Source organism: Synergistes jonesii (assembly GCF_000712295.1).
Lineage (GTDB): Bacteria > Synergistota > Synergistia > Synergistales > Synergistaceae > Synergistes > Synergistes jonesii.
The window spans coordinates 13,033-36,186 of sequence record NZ_JMKI01000004.1 but is presented as its reverse complement, the minus strand read 5'-3'; the positions used below and the strand labels follow the sequence as shown (position 1 = coordinate 36,186).

Annotated in this window: 36 protein-coding genes and 1 other RNA gene; 27 read left to right on the top strand and 10 right to left on the bottom strand. The window is 53.7% G+C overall.

The genetic code is table 11. The features are described from left to right. Positions 1–25: 25 nt before the first annotated feature. Both EH55_RS01220 and EH55_RS01215 read right to left on the bottom strand, forming a co-directional pair. Complete coding sequence (locus EH55_RS01220; protein WP_141730463.1) at positions 26–460, bottom strand: hypothetical protein; 435 nt, start codon at positions 458–460, stop codon at positions 26–28. Further along, a complete protein-coding gene (locus tag EH55_RS01215) occupies positions 457–3,264 on the bottom strand; it encodes a UPF0182 family membrane protein (RefSeq protein ID WP_037974212.1) in 2,808 nt (935 codons plus the stop codon). The genes EH55_RS01220 and EH55_RS01215 overlap by 4 nt, the downstream gene beginning before the upstream one ends. A 197-nt stretch (positions 3,265–3,461) precedes the next feature. Between EH55_RS01215 and smpB the strand changes: the two genes are divergently transcribed. The 4 genes from smpB (at position 3,462) to EH55_RS01200 (ending at position 6,700) form a co-directional block, all read left to right on the top strand. Further along, positions 3,462–3,938: an SsrA-binding protein SmpB gene (gene smpB / locus EH55_RS01210; protein ID WP_037974210.1), complete on the top strand. Its 477-nt coding sequence runs from the start codon at positions 3,462–3,464 to the stop codon at positions 3,936–3,938. Positions 3,939–4,010: 72 nt separating this feature from the next. Further along, positions 4,011–4,363, top strand: a transfer-messenger RNA (tmRNA) gene (gene ssrA, locus EH55_RS13735). Between the two features lie 223 nt (positions 4,364–4,586). Further along, the gene (locus EH55_RS01205) at positions 4,587–5,750 is read left to right on the top strand and encodes a tyrosine-type recombinase/integrase (RefSeq protein ID WP_037974209.1); all 1,164 of its coding nucleotides are present in this window, start codon (positions 4,587–4,589) and stop codon (positions 5,748–5,750) included. 26 nt (positions 5,751–5,776) lie between these two features. Next, positions 5,777–6,700, top strand: a complete 924-nt coding sequence (locus EH55_RS01200) for an HAD family hydrolase (protein ID WP_037974208.1) — start codon at positions 5,777–5,779, stop codon at positions 6,698–6,700. Positions 6,701–6,770: 70 nt separating this feature from the next. Here EH55_RS01200 and EH55_RS01195 read toward each other — a convergent pair whose 3' ends face one another. Further along, entirely contained in the window at positions 6,771–7,043 is a 273-nt protein-coding gene (locus tag EH55_RS01195; protein WP_037974207.1) for a type II toxin-antitoxin system RelE/ParE family toxin, read from the bottom strand. A gap of 1 nt (position 7,044) precedes the next feature. Beyond that, a complete protein-coding gene (locus EH55_RS01190) occupies positions 7,045–7,308 on the bottom strand; it encodes a type II toxin-antitoxin system RelB/DinJ family antitoxin (protein ID WP_037974206.1) in 264 nt (87 codons plus the stop codon). A 486-nt stretch (positions 7,309–7,794) separates the two neighbouring features. On the opposite strand from EH55_RS01190, the gene EH55_RS13220 reads away from it, so the two are divergent. Beyond that, positions 7,795–8,520 carry an SDH family Clp fold serine proteinase gene (locus EH55_RS13220; protein WP_141730462.1) on the top strand — a complete coding sequence of 242 codons (726 nt, stop codon included), beginning with the start codon at positions 7,795–7,797 and terminating at the stop codon, positions 8,518–8,520. Then, positions 8,520–8,711, top strand: coding sequence for a hypothetical protein (locus EH55_RS01180; protein WP_037974205.1), 192 nt, complete (start codon positions 8,520–8,522; stop codon positions 8,709–8,711). The genes EH55_RS13220 and EH55_RS01180 overlap by 1 nt, the downstream gene beginning before the upstream one ends. 160 nt (positions 8,712–8,871) lie before the next feature. Here the strand turns inward: EH55_RS01180 and EH55_RS14060 are convergent, their stop codons facing one another. Beyond that, positions 8,872–9,483, bottom strand: coding sequence for a DUF4145 domain-containing protein (locus EH55_RS14060; protein ID WP_141730461.1), 612 nt, complete (start codon positions 9,481–9,483; stop codon positions 8,872–8,874). Positions 9,484–9,525: 42 nt separating this feature from the next. Here EH55_RS14060 and EH55_RS14350 point away from each other — a divergent pair, with 42 nt between their 5' ends. Beyond that, positions 9,526–9,711 (top strand): hypothetical protein, encoded by a 186-nt coding sequence (locus tag EH55_RS14350; RefSeq protein WP_037974203.1) that lies wholly within the window; start codon positions 9,526–9,528, stop codon positions 9,709–9,711. Positions 9,712–9,942: 231 nt separating this feature from the next. Here EH55_RS14350 and EH55_RS01165 read toward each other — a convergent pair whose 3' ends face one another. From EH55_RS01165 to EH55_RS13215, 3 genes are read right to left on the bottom strand one after another with little or no spacing between them, the layout of a single operon-like run. Then, positions 9,943–10,932 (bottom strand): DUF4062 domain-containing protein, encoded by a 990-nt coding sequence (locus EH55_RS01165; protein ID WP_070114425.1) that lies wholly within the window; start codon positions 10,930–10,932, stop codon positions 9,943–9,945. Between the two features lie 23 nt (positions 10,933–10,955). Beyond that, positions 10,956–11,330, bottom strand: a complete 375-nt coding sequence (locus EH55_RS01160; protein WP_037974201.1) for a hypothetical protein — start codon at positions 11,328–11,330, stop codon at positions 10,956–10,958. Between the two features lies 1 nt (position 11,331). Beyond that, the gene (locus EH55_RS13215) at positions 11,332–11,763 is read right to left on the bottom strand and encodes a helix-turn-helix domain-containing protein (RefSeq protein WP_051682522.1); all 432 of its coding nucleotides are present in this window, start codon (positions 11,761–11,763) and stop codon (positions 11,332–11,334) included. Between the two features lie 131 nt (positions 11,764–11,894). Between EH55_RS13215 and EH55_RS01150 the strand changes: the two genes are divergently transcribed. The 16 genes from EH55_RS01150 (at position 11,895) to EH55_RS01080 (ending at position 19,697) form a co-directional block, all read left to right on the top strand. Then, positions 11,895–12,104: a helix-turn-helix transcriptional regulator gene (locus tag EH55_RS01150; RefSeq protein WP_037974200.1), complete on the top strand. Its 210-nt coding sequence runs from the start codon at positions 11,895–11,897 to the stop codon at positions 12,102–12,104. Further along, positions 12,101–12,349 (top strand): hypothetical protein, encoded by a 249-nt coding sequence (locus EH55_RS01145; protein WP_037974199.1) that lies wholly within the window; start codon positions 12,101–12,103, stop codon positions 12,347–12,349. Before EH55_RS01150 ends, EH55_RS01145 begins: the two co-directional genes overlap by 4 nt. Positions 12,350–12,351: 2 nt before the next feature. Further along, entirely contained in the window at positions 12,352–12,645 is a 294-nt protein-coding gene (locus EH55_RS01140) for a hypothetical protein (RefSeq protein ID WP_037974198.1), read from the top strand. A 358-nt stretch (positions 12,646–13,003) separates the two neighbouring features. Next, on the top strand, positions 13,004–13,240 hold the full coding sequence (locus tag EH55_RS01135; protein WP_141730460.1) for a hypothetical protein: 237 nt from the start codon (positions 13,004–13,006) through the stop codon (positions 13,238–13,240). Continuing rightward, complete coding sequence (locus tag EH55_RS01130; RefSeq protein ID WP_037974195.1) at positions 13,231–13,695, top strand: hypothetical protein; 465 nt, start codon at positions 13,231–13,233, stop codon at positions 13,693–13,695. Before EH55_RS01135 ends, EH55_RS01130 begins: the two co-directional genes overlap by 10 nt. Continuing rightward, complete coding sequence (locus tag EH55_RS01125) at positions 13,692–13,886, top strand: hypothetical protein (RefSeq protein ID WP_037974194.1); 195 nt, start codon at positions 13,692–13,694, stop codon at positions 13,884–13,886. The genes EH55_RS01130 and EH55_RS01125 overlap by 4 nt, the downstream gene beginning before the upstream one ends. Position 13,887: 1 nt before the next feature. After that, the gene (locus EH55_RS01120; protein WP_037974193.1) at positions 13,888–14,127 is read left to right on the top strand and encodes a hypothetical protein; all 240 of its coding nucleotides are present in this window, start codon (positions 13,888–13,890) and stop codon (positions 14,125–14,127) included. Further along, a complete protein-coding gene (locus EH55_RS01115) occupies positions 14,120–14,308 on the top strand; it encodes a hypothetical protein (RefSeq protein ID WP_037974191.1) in 189 nt (62 codons plus the stop codon). Before EH55_RS01120 ends, EH55_RS01115 begins: the two co-directional genes overlap by 8 nt. Then, positions 14,305–14,475, top strand: coding sequence for a hypothetical protein (locus tag EH55_RS14345; protein ID WP_160170714.1), 171 nt, complete (start codon positions 14,305–14,307; stop codon positions 14,473–14,475). Before EH55_RS01115 ends, EH55_RS14345 begins: the two co-directional genes overlap by 4 nt. After that, positions 14,468–14,818, top strand: a complete 351-nt coding sequence (locus EH55_RS01110; RefSeq protein WP_037974190.1) for a hypothetical protein — start codon at positions 14,468–14,470, stop codon at positions 14,816–14,818. The genes EH55_RS14345 and EH55_RS01110 overlap by 8 nt, the downstream gene beginning before the upstream one ends. 37 nt (positions 14,819–14,855) lie before the next feature. Beyond that, positions 14,856–15,098, top strand: a complete 243-nt coding sequence (locus EH55_RS01105; protein WP_037974189.1) for a hypothetical protein — start codon at positions 14,856–14,858, stop codon at positions 15,096–15,098. A 4-nt stretch (positions 15,099–15,102) separates the two neighbouring features. Beyond that, positions 15,103–15,888, top strand: a complete 786-nt coding sequence (locus EH55_RS01100) for a phosphoadenosine phosphosulfate reductase family protein (protein WP_051682521.1) — start codon at positions 15,103–15,105, stop codon at positions 15,886–15,888. Next, a complete protein-coding gene (locus EH55_RS01095; protein WP_037974188.1) occupies positions 15,888–16,112 on the top strand; it encodes a hypothetical protein in 225 nt (74 codons plus the stop codon). Before EH55_RS01100 ends, EH55_RS01095 begins: the two co-directional genes overlap by 1 nt. Before the next feature lie 19 nt (positions 16,113–16,131). Continuing rightward, positions 16,132–16,377 carry a hypothetical protein gene (locus EH55_RS01090; RefSeq protein ID WP_037974187.1) on the top strand — a complete coding sequence of 82 codons (246 nt, stop codon included), beginning with the start codon at positions 16,132–16,134 and terminating at the stop codon, positions 16,375–16,377. A 60-nt stretch (positions 16,378–16,437) separates the two neighbouring features. Beyond that, positions 16,438–18,786: a VapE domain-containing protein gene (locus tag EH55_RS01085; protein ID WP_037974186.1), complete on the top strand. Its 2,349-nt coding sequence runs from the start codon at positions 16,438–16,440 to the stop codon at positions 18,784–18,786. Between the two features lie 470 nt (positions 18,787–19,256). Continuing rightward, positions 19,257–19,697 carry a sigma factor-like helix-turn-helix DNA-binding protein gene (locus EH55_RS01080; protein ID WP_037974185.1) on the top strand — a complete coding sequence of 147 codons (441 nt, stop codon included), beginning with the start codon at positions 19,257–19,259 and terminating at the stop codon, positions 19,695–19,697. A 288-nt stretch (positions 19,698–19,985) separates the two neighbouring features. Here EH55_RS01080 and EH55_RS01075 read toward each other — a convergent pair whose 3' ends face one another. Continuing rightward, positions 19,986–20,270 (bottom strand): type II toxin-antitoxin system YafQ family toxin, encoded by a 285-nt coding sequence (locus EH55_RS01075; RefSeq protein WP_037974183.1) that lies wholly within the window; start codon positions 20,268–20,270, stop codon positions 19,986–19,988. Continuing rightward, positions 20,258–20,572, bottom strand: a complete 315-nt coding sequence (locus tag EH55_RS01070) for a type II toxin-antitoxin system RelB/DinJ family antitoxin (RefSeq protein ID WP_037974182.1) — start codon at positions 20,570–20,572, stop codon at positions 20,258–20,260. The genes EH55_RS01075 and EH55_RS01070 overlap by 13 nt, the downstream gene beginning before the upstream one ends. A gap of 96 nt (positions 20,573–20,668) precedes the next feature. Between EH55_RS01070 and EH55_RS13210 the strand changes: the two genes are divergently transcribed. The 4 genes from EH55_RS13210 to EH55_RS01055 are packed head-to-tail and all read left to right on the top strand — an operon-like array spanning position 20,669 to position 23,149. Beyond that, on the top strand, positions 20,669–21,322 hold the full coding sequence (locus EH55_RS13210; protein WP_051682520.1) for a terminase small subunit: 654 nt from the start codon (positions 20,669–20,671) through the stop codon (positions 21,320–21,322). Further along, positions 21,312–22,718: a hypothetical protein gene (locus EH55_RS01060; RefSeq protein WP_051682519.1), complete on the top strand. Its 1,407-nt coding sequence runs from the start codon at positions 21,312–21,314 to the stop codon at positions 22,716–22,718. The genes EH55_RS13210 and EH55_RS01060 overlap by 11 nt, the downstream gene beginning before the upstream one ends. A 47-nt stretch (positions 22,719–22,765) precedes the next feature. Continuing rightward, positions 22,766–22,912, top strand: coding sequence for a hypothetical protein (locus EH55_RS14340; RefSeq protein WP_160170713.1), 147 nt, complete (start codon positions 22,766–22,768; stop codon positions 22,910–22,912). Positions 22,913–22,927: 15 nt separating this feature from the next. Continuing rightward, complete coding sequence (locus EH55_RS01055) at positions 22,928–23,149, top strand: hypothetical protein (protein WP_037974181.1); 222 nt, start codon at positions 22,928–22,930, stop codon at positions 23,147–23,149. The last annotated feature ends 5 nt before the right edge of the window (positions 23,150–23,154 follow it).

Sequence of the window (23,154 nt, the reverse complement as noted above, 5' to 3'; positions counted from 1 at the left end):
TATTTTATATTTATGCCGTGCGCTGTCAACGCCTCGGAGGCAGCGATTGGTCGAAGGCGAGGAAGAGGACGGGTATGCCTCCGAAGAGAACGGAGCTCGCTCCCCAGAGCAGAAAATTTTTCCCGAGCCTGCGCGCGACGCTTCCCCACAGATAGCCCCACGAAAAAATAAAGAGCGCCGCGGCAGAGCACAGCACGACGCTGCGAAAGGCGCCGCGCGCAAAAAGAGACAAGAGCGCGGCAAAAGGAGCGAAGGCCATCGCCGCGGCGGTCCATCGCGTCACCCCCGCACAGTCGCAGAGCAGCAGCAGGTTGTAAAAAGGTATCAAGAACTCGAAAAAGGAGCCAATTCCGAATTTATCCCCTATCCTGTACATCACATAGGCGGAAAAGACGTAAAAGCACAGCCCCAAGAGCGCGGCTACAAGCGCCGCGAAGGCCCCGAAGAGAAGTAACATCACTCTTCAGGCCCCTTCAGCTTAGACAGCACCTCCCCCAGCTTCTTTATCTTTTCTCCGTAGGCCGCCCACTCTCCGTTCTTTTGCGCCGAGATCGCCTCGTCGTAGAGGAGCGCGGCTTTGCGCGCGAGAGATTTTATATCCGGCGCTTCGGCGGCGCCCTCTTCGGCGGCCTTCGCCTTCGGGGCCGCGGATGTCGCCACTTTACGCCCCATCAGCTTTTCTAGCGCCGCGCCGAAGTTCTCGCCCCACGCTACGCGTCCTCCCGTTGAGACGATGACGCGCTTCAGCTCGGGCAGCTCCCCCTTCTCCGCTTTAAGGTAGAGGGGCTGCACGTAGAGCAGCGATCTGCCTATAGGGATGACGAGCAGATCGCCGCGTATAACGTCCGAGCCGCGCTGGCTCCACAGCGAAAGCTGCGCGGATATCTCCGGGTTCTGATCGATAAGGGCTTCGACCTGCCCCGGGCCGTATATCAGCTTCTGCTTCGGGAAATGGTAGACGAGCAGTTCGCCGTAATTTTCCGGGTCGCAGCGTCCGGCCATCCAGCCTATAAGGTTGTCGCGCCCGAGCGGCATGTAGGGGACGATTATCGCGAATTCCGGCGACTTCTGTCCCCACAGCTTCATCGTCACGTAGTTCGGCTCTATGCGCTTCTCGCGGCCGACCGGCGTGACCTCCCAGACGTCCTCGCGGTTGTAGTAAGTGTTCGTGTCCGTCATATGATAGGTCGTATAGACCTCCGTCTGCACCTCGAAGAAATCCTCCGGGTAGCGCAGATGCGCGCGCATTTCATCGGAGATTCCCGATTTGTCCCTGAATAGCGCGGGGAAAATCTTCTTCCACGTGCAAAGGATCGGGTCGCTCTCGTCGAAGGCGAAGAATTCCAGCTGCCCCGTGTAGGCGTCGGCGACTCCTTTGACGCTGTTGCGCAGGTAGTTCACGCCGAAGAAGTGCGAAAGAGTCGCGTCGTTCGCGGCAAAGGGCTTAGAATATGGATAGCGCTCCGTCCACGTGAAAGCCTCCTGCACCCACTTGATGCGCCCGCCGGCGAGGACCGGATAGCTCTCTGCGTCGTATATAAGGAATGGCGCCACCTTCGCGAAGGCTTCGCGAATATTTCTGTTGTAAAGTATGCGGCTTTCTTTATTAAGGGCTCCGGTGAAGAGTATCTCGGAATCGTGGAAGCGGAGCGCGAAAAGGATTCTCTTCCACAGCGAGCCTATCGGCACCCCGCCGTTCTCGTCGTAAGTCGTGCGCACGTTAGAATCTCCCATTGGGTAGTCGAATTCCTTGACGCCGGTCTTGACGAGGACGTAGGAGTAGCGCCCCGTGCCGTAATAGACCTCGGGACGCGACAGCGGTATGTCGACCGTCGAGCGCACCGGGATATCCTTCATGAAGAATAGGGGCATCCCCCCTTCCGCTATTTCGTTGACCGGGTTCATCACGACGCCGAAGCCGTGCGTGAATTCAAGATGCGTGTTCACCCACGTCGGATTTTGAAGCTTCGAAAGGTCGAGCTCGCGCACGCCGAGTATCACCTGACGGCCGCGTCCGTTGACCGAATAGCGGTCGATGAATACGTCGTGGAAGTTGTAATAGGTCCTTATCGCCTGGAGCTGCTTATAGGTGCGCAGCAGCGGCGAGTAATCCCACATGCGTATATCCCGCACAGTTTCGTTCTCGGCCGCGAGCTCGGCGGCCGTCACCTCCGCTTCCGGCGTAAAGGCCACCGAGGTCACGCGGTTGAGCCCGAAGCCCCGCCGTGTAAATTCGAGATGGAAGTCAAGATATTTTTTCTCCCTCTCGTACTCGTTCGGCTTGACGACGTACTGCTGCACCACTCCGGGCAGAAGCGTGCGCGACGCGAAGCCCGCAACGAGCAGCGCGCCGATGAGGATTGCGGAGAACTTCCAGGCCGGCTTGAAAAAGTTCACGAAGAGCAGAGCCGCGGCGGCGAACAGCGCAAAGGCCAGCACGGTGAGGGCCGGTAGTATCACATGTTCGTCCGTGTAGCCCGCGCCGAAGACGACGCCGGTCGGCGAAAAGAGCAGCTCATAGCGCGCGAGCCAGCAGCCGGCGCCCCACAGCGCGAGCGCCGCGGAAGCCAAGGCCGTAAGGTGCAGGCGGGCGCGAGGGGCGACGAAAAATCTCCCCGGAGCGAAAGAAGCGGCGCGCGCCGCAAAGTACGCCGCGGCGGTGCCAACGAGCGCGAATATAAGAACACCGCGCAGCCATTCCTGTATGAAGCTGAGGAACGGCAGAGTGAAGACGTAAAAGCCGGCATCTATACCGAAGAGAGGATCCTTTTCGCCGAACGGCGTCGGGTGCGCGAACTTCAAAAATTCCGGCCACATCCCCGCCGCCGAGAAGGCGTTCACCAGCGCGAAGGCGAAAGCCGCGCCGAGCGCGACGCGCCTGAGCCTTCGCAGCTGCGCGCCGGAAAATTCTCCGTCCTGTGCGGACGCGCTGCGAAGCGCGGCCGTCCAGTTCAGCGCGAATATCGCGAAAGCGACGGCCGCTGCGGCTGCGAAGAGCTCCCACCACGCGAAGAAGCGCCGCCAGAACACCGATTCGAAGCCCTGTGACTCAAACCAGCAGAGCTCCGTCAGAAAGGAGGCGAGCCACGGGAGCGCGACGCCGAAGAGTACAAATATCGCGGCGACGGCGAACCACGTTTTTTTGACCGGCGGCAGCGCCGTCGGCACGCGTGGGGGGGCCTCCCAGCCTTCGCCGTTGTCGCCGTCGCCCTGAGTCCACTCGCGCCTCCTGCCCATCGCACGGAAGATGTCGTTTATATCCAAAGGAAAAGCCTCCTAAAATACAAATTTGTCTCAGATATATTTTTGACTAAAAGTCGCACGATGTCCAGCGGAAATTCGTATCGCTTAGACGGTGGAACGCAACTTTTTCGTTTTCTTTCGGCAGGGTTGCGCTTATCTGAAATAATATTTGACTAATTTTGCTCAAAAAGGTATAATCCTGCAACGAGGTGAAAAATGTGCCTGATGATAAAACAGTCGCGCAGAATCGGAAGGCGAGACATGAATATTTTATATTGGACTCCTTCGAAGTTGGCATTGTTTTATCGGGAACGGAAATAAAATCCGTCAGAGACGGCAGAGTTAACCTCAAAGACGGCTTTGCGGCCGTCGAAAGGGGCGAGCTGTGGCTCTACAACGTTCACATCTCGCCTTACGAAAAAGGTACGATCTACAACAAAGACCCGCTTCGCGCGCGCAAGCTGCTTGTCCACAAAGCTGAGATACGCAGGTTCGTCGAAAAGACGCGCGAAAAAGGTTTGACGCTCGTGCCGTTGAAAATGTACCTTAAAGAGGGCAGGCGCGCAAAGATAGAGCTTGCCGTAGCTAAGGGAAAGCAGCTCCACGACAAGCGCGGCAGCGCCGCAGAGCGTGACGCGGAGCGCGAGATGTCAAGGGCGCTGCGCCGCAGGTCACGCGGCGAAGACGATTATTAGGGAACTATTCCCGCCCGCGGCTTTTATGCCGCAAGCCAATATAAGCGCACGGCGCGCATATTGAGCTTCTCCGGGGACGACAGGTTTCGACAACAGCGGAGGGTCGGGGGGAGCGTGCCGAGGATGGGGAAACCTCGTAAATCCGGCTCCAAAACAATAATTGTCGAAGACAATTACGCACTCGCTGCTTAATTAAGCAGCGCGCTCTCCGGCGCTTCCGCCGTCGGGTACCGGAAGGGCGTCACAAAGACGGCTGGGGCCGCAGCAGAGCCCTTCGGCTGCCGTCCGAGATACAGGAGGGGATTGGGAAAGCGTATCCTGCCTGTGGGAGCCGCAGCCCTGAAATTTAAAATGTAGGCTACGCACGTAGCGCCCTCCAGATTGTCTTCTGTTGGACCGGGGTTCGATTCCCCGCGTCTCCACCAGAACGCTTTATCAAGCCCCCTCACGGGGCTTGATTTGTTTCTCAAGCCTTCTCAAGTCCACTCACGATACTGTATAATACTGGAAAATTTGCGATTACGGCGGGTTTGTGCTTTCTCATTCCTTCTCAAGTCCAATCAAGCCTAATCACGAATTTTCAGCACTACAAAATCGAATTTTCGGCACTACGATCTTTTTTGTAGTGCCGAAGAGAGGAGAAGGCGGATGCTGACTGAGATCGCGGTGCGGGACCTTCGCCCGAAGGAGCAGCGCTTTATGAAGGCCGACCGAGACGGCCTGTATGTCGAGGTGGTGCCGTCCGGCATCAAGTATTGGTGGTTCGTTACGCAGAAGGGCGGCAAACGACGGAAGTTTTCCCTTGGAAGGTATCCGGAGCTGTCGCTGAAGGCTGCGCGCGAGGCGTGCGCGCTTAAGAAGCGGGAGGTGGGGATAGCGACGGGGCTTGAAGTGCCTGACGTGCGCTTCGGCGAGCTGGCGGAGGAATGGTATAAGACGCGTATCCTGCCTCTGTCGGCGAATTACAGCCGGACGGTGCGGATGCGCCTGGATAAGTATCTGCTGCCGCGCTTTGCGGGACGGCCGGCGGCGTTTATCAAGGGCAAGGAGATCCTCGCGCTCTGCAAGGAGGTCGAACGGGAGGGGTTTATCGAGACGGCGCATCGCGTGCTGGATATTTTCGCGGCGGTTTTTCAGTTCGGCATTCCCACGGGTATGGTGCCCGCGGATCCCACCGCGGGCCTGTCTGCCAATCTGATGCCGGTGCGCGCCGCGCATTTCGCCGCGCTGACGGACCGACGGGACGTAGCGGAGCTTATGCGCGGAATAAGGTATTATAGACAGCGCCGGGTGCGCAACGCGCTGCTGTTTTCGGCGTATACTTTCTGCCGGCCCGGCGAGGTGCGCGGCGCGCTGTGGCGCGAGCTCGACCTGCCGCGGCGGGAGTGGCGCATACCGGCGGAGCGCATGAAGGGAAACAGAGAGCATGTCGTGCCGCTGTCGCGCCAGGCGGCGGAGGTTCTGGAGGATGAGCGGCGGCTGCTCGACGAAGACGGCGTCAGGACGGAGTTCGTCTTTCCATCGGAGCGCTCGGCGACACGGCCGATGTCGGAGAATACCGTGCGGATCGCGATACGCTCTATGGGCTTCGGTCCGGATAAGATGACGGCGCACGGCTTCCGGCATATGGCGTCGACGATCCTCAACGAGTCCGGGCTTTGGTCCGCGGACGCGATAGAGACGCAGCTCGCGCACAGCGCCGGAGGCGTGCGGGAGATTTATAACCAGGCGAAGTATATGCCGGAACGGGTGAGGATGATGCAGTGGTATGCGGATGAGCTGGACGGGCTGTCAGGCGGCGGGATTTCTTGAGTTTTAGCTAAGGAGGCAGCAGGACTTTGGCAAATATAATCGCCCTTGTGTGGGATTTTGATAAGACGCTGGTCAATGGTTATATGGAGGATCCTGTTTTTGAGTTTTACAATGTGAATCCAAAGGTTTTTTGGGATGAGGTCAATGCTTTGCCGGCAAAGTATATGAGAGAACAGAAGGTGAAGGTAAACCCTGACACGATTTATCTTAATCATATGATCCGTTATGCCAGGGAAGGGAAGTTTGAGGGGCTGAATAATGATAAATTGTATGACCTTGGGAAAAATCTGCGTTTTTATGACGGGATACCTGATATTTTTGAAAGGACGCAGGCCCTGATCGAAAAGGAGCCGATTTATGCGGAGTATGACATAAAGCTGGAGCATTATATCGTGAGTACGGGGATCAGCCAGGTTATCCGCGGTTCAAGCGTAGCCAGGTTTGCTAAACAGATCTGGGGCTGTGAATTTATCGAGGGGCCCGACCCTAATGACAAAAGCAGATATATTATCAGCGAAGTCGGGTATTCACTGGATAATACTACGAAGACAAGGGCCCTTTTCGAGATCAATAAGGGTGTCGGGTTGATAGATGATATGACTGTGAACACGAAGATACCGGAGGAGCACCGCAGGGTGCATTTTATCAACATGGTTTATGTGGCTGACGGGCCAAGCGACGTGCCGGCGTTTTCAGTAGTAAATCAGAATGGCGGAGCAACTTTCGCTATTTACCCTAAGGGTGATATGAAAGCATTGAAGCAGGTGGAGCAAATGCGGGCGGATGGCCGGATCAATATGTACGCGGAGGCGGATTATTCTGAGGGGACAACGGCTTTTATGTGGCTGTGCAATAAGATCACGGAGTTTGCGGAGCGCATTCGCGTGGAAGAGAGGCAAAAACAGGCCAGGTATACAGATATAGAGCCGCCAAAGCATTTGATGGGATAGAATATACAAAGCCCCTCCGCGAAAGCCCGGAGGGATTTTTTCGTATTTGCAGGAGGGAGGGAATAAAATTTTATCCCCCGAACAGGTCCGCGTGCGTGCCGGTACGGGCAAGTCCCAGCGTGTTATCTTTGATTTCGTATATCAGAAGCCAGTCCGCTTCTATATGAAGATCGCGGCATCCTTCCCAATTGCCTTTCAGCGCGTGGTCTTTATATTTCGGCGGTATTTCCGCTTCTGACGCAAGCAGAAGGATGGCGCCCCGAAGTTTTGTCATGTCGGCGCCGCGCTTTTCCATTCGTTTTTTGTCGCGCCTAAATTGGGCTGTAAGCTCAATGGCCAACATATCAGAGGCCTAAGTCTTTCAGAGCTTCTTCGACGGTCTCAAAGCGGGTTGTCCGCCCTTCGCGCATGTCGCGTATCGCGCGGCGGGTGCGGGCGTTCGGGATTTCCACATCAAAGGGCAGGCGCCCTTCTTCGCTTATCCTGCGCAGCGTTATGCGCATGGCGTCGGATATGGTGAGTCCCATGCAATCTAAAGCTTCGGCGGCTTTTGCTTTTGTTTCCGAGTCGATCCGGAAACGCACCACATTGTCACATACTGTGCCCATGATCCGCACCTCCTTTTATGTGTCTATATTGTAGCTACAAAATTTAAAAAGTCAAGGCTTTTTCTTATGCCGGTTGCGGACGGGGCGGTTAGGTTTTTATTTCGATTTCCCGTCCATTTGTAGGTTCTGCGGAAGCCGGAGGCGTGCGCGAGATTTATAACCAGGCGAAGTATATGCCGGAACGGGTGCGGATGATGCAGTGGTACGCGGATGAGCTGGATAGGCTGGCAAGATAGAAATATGGGGCGAAAAATGTAGTGCAAAAACCCATTGCTATATTTTTATTGTTGTGTGAGAATATAAATATGGTTTATATGACATAGGCAATGTAAGGGGTGGGGGTTGTGGATTTTCCGTTAGATGATACTATAAAATCCCAACTTAATTTTTATTTGATGAAAATAGAAAAAATTTCCGACTCGGATGTTATATATATCCATTCAGATATATTCAATACGTTATCTGGGATTATAAAAGACCTTCTCGCTGATTTGGAGGAGGATAAGAACAAAAAAACGAAAGTTATTTTTTATTCTCACAACGAACGGTGGGAGTATAGAAGAGGTCGAACGTATAGTAAACGTTGTCCGCCATTTTTATGACGAAGTTGTTTTTGCTATCCCGGATTATGCCTACAGCGCAGGCACGGTCTTATGTATGAGCGGCGACGAAATTTATATGAATTATTACAGTGTGCTTGGCCCAATAGACCCGCAGGTCCCCAATAAGGATGGACGATATATTCCGGCTCAGGGGTATCTCGATAAGGTGGGGGAGTTTATAGAGAAATCAAGGGAAAATAATTTGACCGACGCTGAGTTTATGATGTTAAGGGAATTAGATCTTGCCAATCTGCGTTATTATCAGCAGGCAAGGGAGCTCAGCATCGAACTGTTGAAGAAATGGTTAGTTCGATATAAATTCAAAAATTGGAATAATCATAGGACTACAGATCCAGGCAGGGCAGTCACACCGGATGAGAAGGAAAAGAGAGCCGAGGATATCGCTGCGGATCTGAGCGATAATAACCGGTGGAAGTCCCATGGCAGAGGGCTTGATATCAAAACCTTGCAAGATTTGAAACTTGAAATTGTCGATTTTGAAGAAGATGCGGATCTGGCGTCTAATCTGAATAAATATTATGCACTTGTACGCGACTATATAGGACAAAGAAAACTTGGAGCTTTCTTTCACACGAGGAGGTTTATATGATGAATTACGTTAAGGAATATGAGGAGCTGATGCGGAAAAATATTCCCGATGGCGTAAGCATGCCCGAGGAGAGTGTGATGCAGCGTGCGGATAGGCGGTATAAGCGGCTTGTTGAGAGAGGGATAATCCGTAGGGAGGAGCCTTTCATTGCTACAAGCACTACTGTTTCTGATGTGACATTCAACAGGTAGCCTTAAGGAATCTTCCGGCAACGGCTGCCCGCGAGGGTAAAGTAACCGGAAGAGCGCGTAAAGATTCCCTGCTTCGGCGGGGAATCTTCGTTTTCTGGCCTTTTCTCCCCACGGTCTTCATATGATATTTTTGTCCGGAACTGGATTTGCGTTTCGGTGTTTATCCCGGGATTTCGGCGTTGATTTTCCCTGGTATCTCATAAACATATAGAAGCAGGTAATATGTAAATAGTAATACGTTTTTAGCGTCGTTCTTTGTTACATCTTCTATTTCATGGTTTGCTTCGTTCCCTTTATCTTTGATTGTTGATAGGAGCGATTCACATTTTGGATGAAATAAATTTTTGCCTTTCAGGTAGTCTACGTATGTGAAAAAATTTAAATTGGTCTTCGCACCTTCAGAGACCGCCGTGTTCATAATGATTTTTCTGCAAAGCATCGACGCTGCCGTATAGCAGTTGTTGCTCATACAGGTTCTTGCTTCTTCGTAAATACCCTTAATAACCCCAGGAAGGTGATCTAAAGACTTGACTTCCGGTATTCCCGGAAACTGGAAATCCAAGATTACCAGTGTTGGATATTGGCAGTGAGGGCATATGTATATGGCCCCATTCTTAGATCCGATTCTGCTGTCCGAATATTCAAAGGTTACAATAAAACCATATCCTGTATTTGAAGAAACTTTATTTAAACAAAACGGGCAATGATATTCCCGATTGGATAACCGCTCTGTATTACTCCAGCGAATGTCTCCATTAAACCATTTGTTCAAAGTGTGCACCTCCAATTAAATTATAAAGAAAGGGATGATATTATGATTACTCCGGAAGAATTCGCGGCTAAAATGAGAGAGTTTGACTGCCCCGGCGGAAAGCCGCGCCCACACTGCAACGCCGACGGGCATGGGCCGGCGGATGAACTCATGTGTGAAGTTCTTACAGAACTTGGCTATGGCGAAGGAATTGAGGTATTCAATAAAATGCTCAAGTATTATGACTAAAACACTCCCAACTGATTATCTATTTTTATGCTGCGTCCGCCCCTCTGTTTTCAGGAGGGGCGGCGGAAGCCGACGGCTTCGGCGGGGGTCAGGTTGTCCATTTCGGGGGCGTCGCTCTCCTTTACAGGATTTTCAGGTGGGGCGGTTAGGTTTTTATTTCAGTATGGGGTTTTATGAATACCCGGACATAACCGATTCTGTAAAAATAGACGAAATTTTTCTAAAGATACATTATGTCCTCTCTAGGCGTATGCTTAGTGCGAGTCCTAAATCGGTTAAAATAAAAAATCCATTTTCACTTTCACGTTTTAACAGTCCTTTTGTTACCATACTTCCAATAATTTCATCTGCTATACCATCGCCTAAAAAAAGATCGCTCATTGACATTGAATCGTTATCAAGCGCGGCGCGCTTTATTGCATTTTCAAATCCCCCCGCATCCGTCTTTCTGTTTGTACAAACAGCACTTGATACATATGGGAAAATATCTTTTAAAGATTTCTCCTTGTAGCAATACAGATTTCCAGTGCCGGAATATTGTGTTGTTGATGTCGGAGTATCGTCGTCATACAAATTGTATGTATCATCTGCATACCCATTGTTGGGATATGTAAATATATTGATTCGGAACATTTTGGGATCGTCTATTATTTTTTGTATTCGAGCATTGAAGTCATCAACGCTTTCTTCGACAACAGGCTGGTGTATGCAGTATTGGTTAACAAGTTGGTATAAGTTTTTGCGGAATATGTCTTTGAAATCTATAGTAGATTGGTATAGCTGATAGTATGTATTGTTCTTATACTTATCTTTGAGTTCGTTAATTTTCTGAATATCATTTTTACAAGAATCGAACTCGTCTCTTGCTGTTTCTCTGTTGTAGAAAAAAAGCATAACCGGTTTCTTTTTATTTATTTGGATGTCTATCTCTTCCGCAGTGCCGCTCGGATGCGTGTCGGTGGGGCTGCCGAATTTCCGCTTGAAGATGGCAACTAATATATCCGCGTCCTTAACCAACTGATTATTGATTATTTTCTGTGGCGGTTTTCCACTGTCAGCGTAGGCGTTTTGCTTCGCAGACATATCCATAAGCACCACTCTATTTTTTTCTGAATTGACGATATTCCACTCTTTTATTGTATCGTCTACTATTTTGCGCTCTTCTGATGTGTCGGAAGGAGAAGCTGTGAAAATTTTATAAACAGTAGCTGGATATGACATATTATTACCCTGTACGTTCTATATTATCCTTTTGTCTTGCTGTTTTCCGCGAGCATATGGTCATAATCGCGTTTGAAGTCCTCGACAACGAATTTATCTTTTGATTGTTTCACCTTTATTATGGGAATATTCTCGTGGCGCTTAAAGATATAGTTTTCATATGGGCCTCTGCTTTCTGTCCCCCTTTGTCCCTGCTCAAAATCATATTGGTACAAAAGCGCGGCAATCTTCTTAAACCCGTCAGTTTCTTTAAACGGAGTATTTTTATTGTCATTTCGCGTAAGGAAAGCGGCGAGGTAACTACATACGCCATCTACAAAGAAGGGCTGAATTTTCAGCCCGACGCCCAACTTCTTGCTGGTTTCTTCGAATATGGGGTCCCCCGTATGAAGTTCCATGTTATTCTCCTCCTTTTGGGGTTATCAGTGATAAACATGTTTCAATAATGCCTTCAAGTGCCTTGAGTTCGGCTGTTGAGAGCGTATTCTTTTCTATTTCCAATTTTTGATATGCGATGCCGAAAATAGTAAGAGCGCGCGCGTTTTCAAGGGTGAGCCATGTCGGCGTCGATGTTTGCAGAGCGGCGTTGTCTTCTACCGGATATTCATCTGGGGTAAAGAGCCGACGCTGCTCGCCGATAGGCACTAAATCGATAAATAACTCGCAATTGAGAGCTACTGCTATACGTTCTAACAACTCAAAAGAAGGTTTTTCTTTTCCGAGTTCGATTCTGCTGATATAGCTCTGGCTAATCTCAGCAGCTTCAGCCAATTGTTCTTGGCTGAAATTACTTTCTTTCCTGCGTTTAGCAATTATGTCTCCAATGTTCATATCTCTACCTCCCTTAAATTATACGGGTATCTAATATCTTATTACAGGGATAATAGCGAATATATGGATTGACATAAATAGAAGCATGGTGAATAATATATACGTAATACGAATATTAAGGGGGTGTTCAGATGTTTGACAGGGAGAAGATGCGGATGATGCGGCTGGGGAAGAGGATGTCGCAGGCGCAGCTGGCGGAAGCGGTGGGGATTTCTCAGTCTTTTCTCAATAATTTTGAGGTCGGGAGGTATGTGCCGTCGCTGAAGCATCTTGAAGCGATCGCGAAGGCACTGGGGTGTTCGGCCAAAGAGCTGATTTTGGAGGAGAGATCACAGGAATGAAAAAAAAGATTTTGCTTGATACCATCAGAGGACTAATCAAAAACACAATATACGCAATAGAGACTGAGCGTAACGAATTATGTCTATTGAGCGATAGTCTATCGGACTTGGATTTCAATCGTCTGTTTGACAGACTTTCTCACGCTAAAGTGGTGCACGAGCTTTCAGCAGACGATTTAAGAATTGCTATAAGAACATTGATTATCATCGAGGGTCTTGGTTCTGACGAGGATAAGGAGGTTTAGTTATGTCTGTGGATTTTGAAGCGCTTAAAAGGGAATTGAATGTGTGTATGGGAAGGGAGCCGGAGGAGGATTTTTACTACTCTTTGGATCGCAGGGCCGAGACCTGCCTGGGTTTCGCTTTTTACGATTACGGCGTGCCGCGCGAGTGTTTCGACAGAGAGATGCTTGTACTGGAGGCGGCAAGACAGCTGGAAGAGGAGATACTCACGAAGACGGAGATCCTTGAAATCCTGAAGAAGTACACCGCCGCATCGGCAGACGCATCCGATACTAGGCGCGCCGCCAGGGTAGATTAAGATTCTACTTCTTCAGGATAGCTTCGAGAGCTTTTACCCTTTCTTCAAGCTCTTGGCAGAGAGTTTGAAAATGGCAATTTAAGTCATGGATGTATCGTTCTGTTTCTTTTAGCTCTTCAGGCGCGTTTTGGTGTTCCTGTATCGGAGACAGATGTTTCATGTTATCACCTTCGTTTCCCCCGGCGGCATATATAGTTTAGCAGTTTTGCTGAAGTTATAAAAGGCGGAAACGTGGGAGCTAAAAAAAAGAGTTAAAGCCGTTTCCCGAAGCCGTGTTGGCGCGCGGCTTCGGGAGGTTCGACGGCTTGAAAAAATGGTTTGTCATATTTTATCACGATTTGAGATTGGAGGAAAAGTTATGGTTTCACGTCGGATGGTGGGGTTCTGCGATTTGCGCGGGAAGCGTTTCGTGTTCCCGGAGGGGTACAAGACGATGGTGCCGGCCGAGCTCGCCCTGCGCGCGGGGCGCCGTTTGGGCTGTAAACTGTGCGACGCTTTCGACGAGGACGGGGCGCGCCCCGGTACGTGCCGCGCTTTGCGCGTCCGCCTTGCGCCCGTGAAGACGACACGGGAGGCGTCTGCGTTATGGGCGTGAGTTTTACGTACAGCCCCGACTTCGGGGTGAAGATAACGGTGGGACTCCCGAAGCACGTCGGCCGCGAGGCGGGTTTTGAGATATGCGACGCGATCGACGCTTTGGTACGCGAGCAGCTGGAGAGGAAGGAAGAGGGGCGGCGCGCCGCCATGGCTTCCCGTCCGGAACCTACTGAGGAGGCGCTCCCCTGCCCCGCCGGGACAGAGCCGAAACCCGCACAGACGGCGCTTGAGTATGTGCCGTTCCCCATCGAGGGCACGGTGACGATGAAGGAGATCACGGCGGCATGGAAGATTTCTCAGGCCACTTACTACAGGCACCTGGATATTTACCCAAATCCCCTGAAGCCGGAGGGGCTTGCGAAGAACGCGACGGCACGTTTCGACGCGGCGGCTGTGGCGCGCGCTTTCGAGTGTGGGCACGTGGAGAGGCGGCGCAGGGAGGTGCGCGTATGATGGCTTATACGGCTGATGTTTTGGCGCCGCTTTTCGTCGCGGCGGCGTTTATGGTTTTTTACTGGCTTATAGAACGATACGACGAGAGACGGCGCGCGGATGGGCTGCGCCGCTGGGAGCAGCGCGTGAACGCGGAGTATAGGGAGGCGGCGCTTGAAGAGTGCGCCCGTATGTTTGGGGGCGGCCGCTGAGATGGCGCGTTACGGGATGGCGGCGAAGTGCCGCAGGTTTGGGAAGATACACGCTTTTTGCGGGCATGAGGAGTGTTACCCCGCCGTCTGGCTGCTGCCGATGGGCGCGGCTGCGTTCGCCTGCCACAACTGCGACGGCTTTGAGCGGGACGCGGCGCGGGTGAAGGATATGAAGGAGTTCTGCCGGCATCTGCTGGTGTCTTATATGAGGACCGACGAGGAGGAGAAGAAGGATGTATAGGGTGTATGTCGCAGCGGCTTTCGTGTCGTTCTGCGTTCTTGTGGTCGCGGCGTTGGCCGTAGCGGCGTTTTTTGTCGGCAAGATGCTTTGCGTATGGTCGGAAGACCGCCGCCGGCAGAAGAGGCGCATGGAGTATCTGGCCAATGTTTACAGGGCGCCTAAGAAGGATGGCGGGCGATGAAGGTACGCAGAGGCAGGATCGTCGAGTGCACCGAGGCGGAGTTGACCGCGTATTGGCTGCGGCACGGCTGGGATGATATTTATTCTTTTCCGGAGTATATGCGCCGCTGTGTCGAACAGGGCACGGTGATTAAGGCGGCGGGCAGGGAGGATGGTGGCGATGCCTGAGTTCGACGTCCCAGGGCTCGGCCGGGCGCGTATGGCTTTGACCGAGCTGGCGCGCAACCCGCGCGCTTCATACGGGCAGAAGCAGATGAAGACGCAGCTCATCGAGTCCCTTTATACCGAGATACGCGCTGCGCGTATGGCCGGGCATTCGTGGAAAAAAATCATGGAGTCTATCCGGGAGAGCGGCGTTTCGGTGAGGTTTTCGCCGATTTTTCTCCGGAAAAGCTTTGCCGAGATAGACAAACGGTACGAGAAAGAGACGGGCGTGAAGGCGCTGCCGGCAGAGACGCGCGGAAGGAAAAAGAGAGCCCCGAGCGATAGCGGCGCTCGGGACTCAAAATAGAACTGTACTAAGTAGAACTGACTAAGGAGATTATAGCATGAAGATGAATGACGGGAAAAGGTTTTTCGTGACGGAGAGGCAGCTGGATGAGCTGAAGAAGCTGCTGGAGAGGTACGAGGGGATGCCGGAGGAGGTGTCGCTCGAAGAGGATCTTATCGCCGACGAGTATATACCTATCGTTGAGCCGATGGTGGAATCTTCGGTGGAGGCCGCTTTGGCGGAGCCGAACCGCGATCTTAAGTTCTGGATCGAGGACGTCGAGCAGCAGGAGTTAGCATAGCGTCGTGCTGTATGAAAACACGCTCTTCGGACCCCGCGATAAAGTAGCCGAGGCTATCGGCATATTACGTGAAATGGAGCCGCCGGACGGCTATTATGTCGCGTACTCCGGAGGTAAAGACAGCACCGTCGTGCTCGACCTCGTGCGGCGCTCCGGAGTCAAATATGACGCGCACTACTGTGTTACGACCGTAGACCCGCCGGAGCTGGTCTACTTCATCCGGGCACAGCCCGACGTTGCCATGCATAGCCCGCGCCTGAGCATGTGGGCGCTAATCGTCGCCAAAAACACGCCCCCGACGCGCATAATGCGTTATTGCTGTGCGGCACTCAAGGAGCACGGCGGAGATGGCAGAACTATCTGCGTAACAGGCGTCCGTCGCGACGAGAGCGTGCACAGGGCGAAAAGACAAAAAATAGAGCCGAAGCGTAGAAAAAATGGGCAATACCTGCATCTCATATTCGACTGGACGGAACGCGAAGTGTGGGAATACATACGCGGGGGCAGCCTGTCATACTGCGGACTCTACGACGAAGGCTTTGCCCGCCTGGGTTGCATTTGTTGCCCAATGGCAAATGTGCAGACAAGGATACGCCATGCTGAACGTTGGTCGAAATATAAAGCGCTTTATCTTCGCGCGTTCGACAAAATGCTGCAACACAGGCGCGATGTAGGCAAAAAGTCCGATACGTGGCGCACGGCACAGGACGTGTGGAACTGGTGGATCGAAGACAAAACATTTTTCCGGAACCATAACCCGCAAGCGAGAATTTTTGAGGAGGCGAACTAATGAAAGCGCAAAAAGGCAAAATCATCGAGTGCACTGAGTCTGAGCTGTACGCATACTACCTGCGGCACGGCTGGGATGATATTTATTCTTTCCCCGAGTATATGCGCCGCTGTGTCGAACATGGCACGGTGATCATGGACGCCGAGAAGCTTCTGCCGGCAGAGACGCGCGGGCGGAAAAAGAGAGCCCCGAGCGATAGCGGCGCACGGGACTCAGGCATATAACAGACAAGGAGATTATAGCATGAAGATGAATGACGGGAAAAGGTTTTTCGTGACGGAGAGGCAGCTGGATGAGTTGAAGAAGCTGCTGGAGAGGTACGAGGGGATGCCGGAGGAGGTGTCGCTCGACGAGGATCTTATCGCCGACGAGTATATACCTATCGTTGAGCCGATGGTGGAATCTTCGGTGGAGGCCGCTTTGGCGGAGCCGAACCGCGATCTTAAGTTCTGGATCGAGGACGTCGAAGGGCAGGAGCTGGGCAAGTAGGGCGGCGGCGCGCATGGGGCCGCTCGCTTCGGTTTCGGTTTAAGATAAAAAGTCAGGCGGGTGAGGGATCTGGGCGATTGGGGAATTTTTGACATCGAGCGGGCTTTTCTTGATTTTCTCGGAGGCGAGGGAGTCTACCTCGCTTCCGGCGAGGGGCTTAAGATCGACGGGCGCAAGCACCGCTGCACGCTCTCCGGAGACAAGCCCAGGAGCAAGAACGGCGAATACAGGATATTCAACGACGAATTCCCGCGCGGCTGGCTGCACAACTGGCGCACGGGGGAGTTTTACATGTGGGACCCGCGCGGGGATGCGGATTTTCGTTCCCTGTCGGCCGCAGAACGGGAAGCGCTGGCCGAGAAGTGGGAGCGGGAAAGGGCCGAAGCCGCGCGGAAGAAGGCGTCGTCGCAGGCCGAGGCCTCGGCCCTCGCGCGGCGGAAGTGGGCGGCGGCGACGCCGGCCGACGCGTCGCACAAATACGCCTCAAGAAAGCGGCTGCGGTCCGTCCACGGCGCCCGGATATTGGGACAGGACCTGCTGTGGCCGCTCTTCGACGCGAGCGGCGCCGTCGTCAACGTGCAGACCATACCGCAGCGGCAGGGCGCCAAAAAACTCTTCGAGACCTCGGCGCCCAAGCGGGGCAACTTCGGCGTGATCTATATGGACGTCCCGTCCAGCGGAGGGCCCTCTTCCGCCTCTTCCCCTTCCGCGCCTTCCGACGCGCGGGCGGATGACAAGGGGTCTGAAGCCTCCGGCGCCCCTTCGGGCTTCGACGAAGCGCGCCTATCGGCGCGCGTCTGGATCGCCGAAGGGTGGGCGACGGCCTGCTCAGTGGCGGAGGCGACCGGCGACGCCGTGATAATCGGCTGCGACGCCGGCAACCTATTGCCCGTGGTAAAAAACGTCCGCCGCCTCTGGCCGGAAAAAGAATTCGTCGTGGCCGCCGATAATGACAGGCATACGGCGGGAAACCCGGGGGCGACGGCCGCGATAAAAGTCTTTGAAGAAACGGGCGTCCCCTTCGTCTATCCGGACTTCGCCCAAGACGACGAAGGCACGGACTGGAACGACTACGCCGTCAAAAACGGATTGAAAAAGACGAGGGCGCTGATGCTGAAAAAACTGGAGGCCTTCAAAAACGAGGGCCTCTACAAGCTGAAACACAGAGAGCCCCAATTCGTAGACCTGACGGAAGGCGGCCGGCCGCTGGGCACCGTGGAAAACCTGCGGGCGCTGCTGGCCTTCGCCGGCATGACCGTATCCTACGACGAAATAAAAAAAGAAGAAGTCTTTTCCATGCCGGGGCGCACATGGTGCGGCGACAACGCGAAAAACGCCGCGATGGGCGAAATACTCTCCCTCTGCTCGCGCTGGCGCATGCCGAAAGGCGACATCGACCCCCTTATTTCCAACATAGGTTCGCAGAACATCGTCAACCCGGTGAAAGATTGGATACTCTCCGAACCCTGGGACGGCTTTTCGCGTCTGCAAAATGTTTACGATTCTCTTGTGGAGGAGAGGGACTTCCCGCGCGGCTTCAAAGAAACGCTCATCCGCCGCTGGCTCATCTCCGGCGTAGCGGCCGTCTTCATGCAAAGCGGCTTCCGCTGTCGCGGAGTGCTGACCTTCGTCGGCGGACAGGGCATAGGCAAAACCACCTGGTTCCGCATCCTCTTCGGGAAAGACGAATTCTTTTCCGAAGGCGTGGGGCTCAACCTGAAAGACAAAGACAGCGTGAAAGCCGCCATATCGGCCTGGGGCGTGGAATACGGAGAATTAGAAGGCACCTTCAACCGCTCCGAAGTGCCCATCTTGAAAGCCTTTCTGACGCGCGGCTCGGACAAGCTGCGCATGCCGTGGAGCCGCAGGGAATCGGACTTCCAGCGCCGCACGATATACGGCGCCACGGTGAACCAGCGGCAATTCCTCATCGACGACACGGGCAATTCCCGCTGGTGGTGCATCCCCCTAGTCAAGATCATGCCGCTCGACCGCGGCGAAATGCAGCAGATGTGGCGGGAAGTCTACGAACGTTACTACCTCATGCACTTAAAAGAGCCCAAAAACGACGAATACCGCTGGTGGCTGACGAAAGAAGAAGACGCGCTGCTCGCGGAACTCAACCAGGAATTCGAAGTCCCGTCCAGCATAGAGGAAATGATAGCCGTCGGCCTTGAATGGAAAGCCATGCCCGAAATCTGGAGATACGCGACGACCACCCAGGTGCTGTACGACTGCGGCTACCCTCCCAGCTCCACGCCCAAGCCGGGCGACGTGATAAAGGCGGGCAAAGTGCTGGCGAAACTCACCGGGGGGAAGTCCAGGCCGATGGGGCATTCCAACGCCAGAATGTGGCGCGTGCCGCCCAAGCGCACGATCCCGCTGGAGGTGTCGGAAGATGATTTGTAACAAAAGATAGCGCGAACAATTCATATAGTCAACAAAACATGTTCGCATTAAAAAAGCCGGTGACAGCAAGGCTTCAGCGATACCGGCGCGAACATATTTCCAACATGTTCGCAAACATGTTCGCGCAAAAAAACCGTTGGTATCACAGGGGATAACTGTACCCTGCGAACAGCAGACACGAAAAAACCGTATAAAAAAGATTTTTTCTTCTTTAAATGATTTTCTAAAAATAAGGGGTAAATATGTTCGCAATGTTCGCAACCGCCGATTTTTCCAGTAACTGCAAGGCTTCGAGGGCGCGAACATATTTGCGAACATGTTGCGAACAGGTGCACATGTTCGCGCCGCGAAACGCACGCGGCACTAGGCGAGCCCTAAGGTGATTTTTCAGCTTCGCCTACGGCGAAGAGGGCGCGCCGTCGCGCGAAACGCACACATAGCGGAAAACAGCGAAGAAGGAGGACCGTCAAATGGCGACGTACAGGCACAGGATGGTGGAAGGGGCGATTAAGGACTTCCCCGCTATTAAGAAGGACCACGACGGCTACAAGCTGATGCTCGACGCTCAGGCTATGTCCTGCGGCTGCCTCTGGGACGAGCCCGTGGACGGAAGCGGCGCCGTTGCGGCCGGCGACAGGTATCTGGAACGATACAACGATCCCGTGATGAGGAAGTTGAAATCCCTGATGTCCGGTATTTACGAGCCCTACTGCGAGCTTGAGGAGAAGGAACGTCGTGTTTTGGCGCTGCGATACTGGCGGAACATGGAGGTGTCGGATATCGCCCGTGAACTTGGGTTTACCGAAAGGCACGTATACCGGCTGCTCAACAGCGCGCTTTACCGCCTCTACCGGCCGCTGCTTTCTGTGCAGTCTCTGCTTGAAGACTGGCGAACCGGCAGGTTGAAATGAACTTCGCCTCCGTTGTTGAGAATTTTTTCTCAAGTTATCCACATTGGTCAGAGTTTCCCGCCGCCGTTTGAGCCGCCTCTTTCTATCCTCCGTAGTGTGTTTTACGGCGCATTGGTCAGGCTCTCAAAGGTCAAATTGTGTCTAAATTGTTGTCAGTTTTTTGACATGTTTTTCTGCTATAATTTTCTACAATGGAATTTGCCGTAGGCAGAAGACGAAGAGAGAAGAGAAACGAAGAGCCGCCTCCCCGATCGGGAGGGCGGCTTTTTTGTCGGGCTTTTTTACTATTTATTTGCCGAATATTTCGGCGTGGCTGCCGGTACGGGTGAGGGTGAGTACGAGGACGTCGTTTTCTATCATATAAACCAACAGCCAGTCCGGCGAGAGGTGGCACTCGCGATAGCCCTTCCAGTCGCCCGTGAGGGCGTGGTCTTTGAATTTAGGCGGCAGGGCCTCACAGTTTTGGAGCAAAGAGACGGCTTTATCCATTGCGGCCATCTCTTTGCCCTGTTTTCTCGCCTTTTTGAGTTCTTTCTTAAATTGGCTGGTCTGTCGAACCGTCAGCTTAGACACGGGGCTTTTTCCTCGTCGGCTATTTCTTCGTCGATTTCTTTGAGTATTTCGCTGAAATCGGCGTATGTTTTCGCGTTCGGATCGTGCGCTATGCGTTTGGCCTCTTCCATGGCCGCGATAGTTTCCGCGTTGGGCGTCGGCGCGGTCACTTCAAACGGGAAGCCGGATGAATAGATGGCTTTGCGCAGGAATATTTTAACGGCGTCGGAGGTAGTGATGCCTATCTGCCCGAAGATGTAATCGGCTTCTTCTTTTATGTCCGGTTCTATCCTTATGTGCAGCATGGCTGTCTTGCCGGCCATTGCGATTCCCCCTTTGTTTTTATGTTTCTATATTGTATCTCAAACAGTAGCAAATGTATAGCGTATTTTATGAAAAGTAGGAAGGAGGCGGTAATGATGGCGCTCAGTGAGATGCAGGAGCGGTTTTGCATAGAGTATGTCAACGACCCCAAGCGCAACGCCACACAAGCGGCGATACGCGCCGGGTATTCGAAAAACTGTGCAAGACAACAGGCGAGCGAGAACCTGACAAAGCCTGACATAAAAGCCAGAATCAGGGAATTAGAGCTTGAACAGCTTGCCCACGCAGACTATAAGGGCGCTGCGTTGGACCGCTATCTTGTGAACAAGCTCATAGCGTTTATAGATTCCGACGTTACGGATTACGTCCAGATTTCAAATGGGAGCGGCGACCCGAACAGACGGGAAGCGCTTGACGCTCAGGCGAGGAAAGACAACGGACAACTTCATCTGGACTTCGACGGCGTCATTTTTTATCCGACTTGCGACATGCCTTTAAAGAAGACGACCGCTATAAAGTCCATGGAAGTACAAAACATAGGCAATAAAGACACTATAATATTGGCCCCGAAAATCGCCCTAGAAGACAGGTTGAGCGCCATCAAGCTGCTGGCTGAGATGAGGGGGCTCAAGTCTCCGGATACTACGGTGAATATCGAGGTTTCCGCCGCTGGTATCACGCAGACGATAGAAGAACGTCGAAAGAAACGTGGGTCGAAAGCCGCGGAGGGTGAGCGGGATGAACGATGAGCTGACTCCGGAAGAAAAGCTTATATCCGACGTCGAGCGCTGGCGCGACAGTATTCTGGATTTCGTCGTCGAGTGTCTCGACGTGGAACCTACAAAGCAGCAGGAATCGGCGCTCGTCGCTTTCAGCAGGCCGGGGGCGCACGTTTCCATTCGTTCTGGGCACGGCACGGGCAAGTCGACGATGTTCGCTTGGATCGCGTTGTGGGCGCTCGTCTGTTTTTGGGACGTCAAGGTTCCTGCGACCGCTCCTACGGCCCATCAGCTGGAGGATATACTCTTCCCCGAAATCGAGAAGTGGCGCAGTAGGATGCTGGAACCGTGGAAGTCGGCGATCCGCGTAAAAGGCGACAAGGTGACTATGGACGGCACCCCGGGCTTTGTGGCCGCCCGCACGGGCAGGAAGGAGAACCCCGAAGCGCTGCAGGGCTTCCACGCAGACCATATGATCTTCTTGATCGACGAAGCCTCCGGCATTCCCGAGACTGTCTTCGAGGTGGCCCGCGGCGCGCTTTCCACAGAAGGGGCGCGTATCCTCATGGCGGCGAACCCTACAAGGCTCTCGGGATATTTTTACAACAGCCATCACAGGAACCGCGATCTCTGGACGCGTTTTCAGTTCTCCTGTCTGGATTCGCCGCGCGTCTCCCCCGCTTACGCATCGGAGATAGCCGACGAGTACGGCGAGGACTCGGACATGTACCGCGTGCGCGTCTTGGGCGAGTTCCCGAACGCTTCGGTCACTCAGTTCATGCCGGGGGACGTGGTGGAGGCGGCGATGGGGAAACATCTGCGCGGCGAGATGTTCGACTTCGCGCCGAAGATACTTGGCGTGGACGTGGCGATGTTCGGCGGCGACCGGAGCGTGATCGTACTGCGGCAGGGATTGTATTCGAACATATTGTATCAGACGCGCGGCAATACGCCGGAGCAGCTGGCGGGGCACGCGGCGAGGCTCTACGACGAACACAAGGCGGACGCGCTGATCGTGGACGCGACCGGCGTGGGGGAAGCGGTGATGTCGAGCCTGCGGCTGATGCACCGCTCCCCCATCGCTTTTTACGCCGGCGAGAAGTCGCTGCTTGCCAACTGTGCGAACAGGCGCACGGAAGTCTGGTACAAGATGCGCGAGTGGTTCCTCTCGGGCGGGGCCGTCCCCGACGATCCCGACCTGCGCGACGACCTCGTAGGGCCGGAGTATCAGTATACGACGGGGAAGAATCTTATTCAGCTTGAGCGCAAGGCGGATATGAAGAAGCGCGGGCTGGCTTCCCCCGACCTGGCGGATGCGCTGGCGCTCACTTTCGCCGCGGATGTGCAGGCGAAATACGGCTTCGGGGGCTATGCGCCGGACGACGGCGCGGCGACGGCCGACGAAGATTACGATATATACAGATAGGGGCATCGGCAGACGCAGAAGGGGGAAGAGCGGAGGAGGTGAGCAAGGTGGATAAGGAAGAGAGCGAGCCGATAGGGCTTCATAGGGGTTGGATCAAAAGGTTCCGGCTGCCGACAGATGAAGAGCTCATAAGGATGGAGAGCGACGCGCTGGATATGAAGCAGGCGGATGAAGATTACGACATTTATACATAGAAAGGGGGTAACGCCATGTGTTCAAACGGAAGCAATTATGAGCCGACGCCCGTTCCGAAGGCCGTTCCCGGGGCTACGAGCGTGTCGTCCGGCTCGCCGGAGGATTCGCTCTTGAACCTCTCGCGGGTGAGGGCGAGCCAGAGGAAGCGCAGAGGGGCCGCCTCCACGGTGCGCAACGAGGGCGGCGCCGGCGGCATCTCGGATACTACGTCCGGAAAGAAACTGTTCGGAGAATAGGGTGA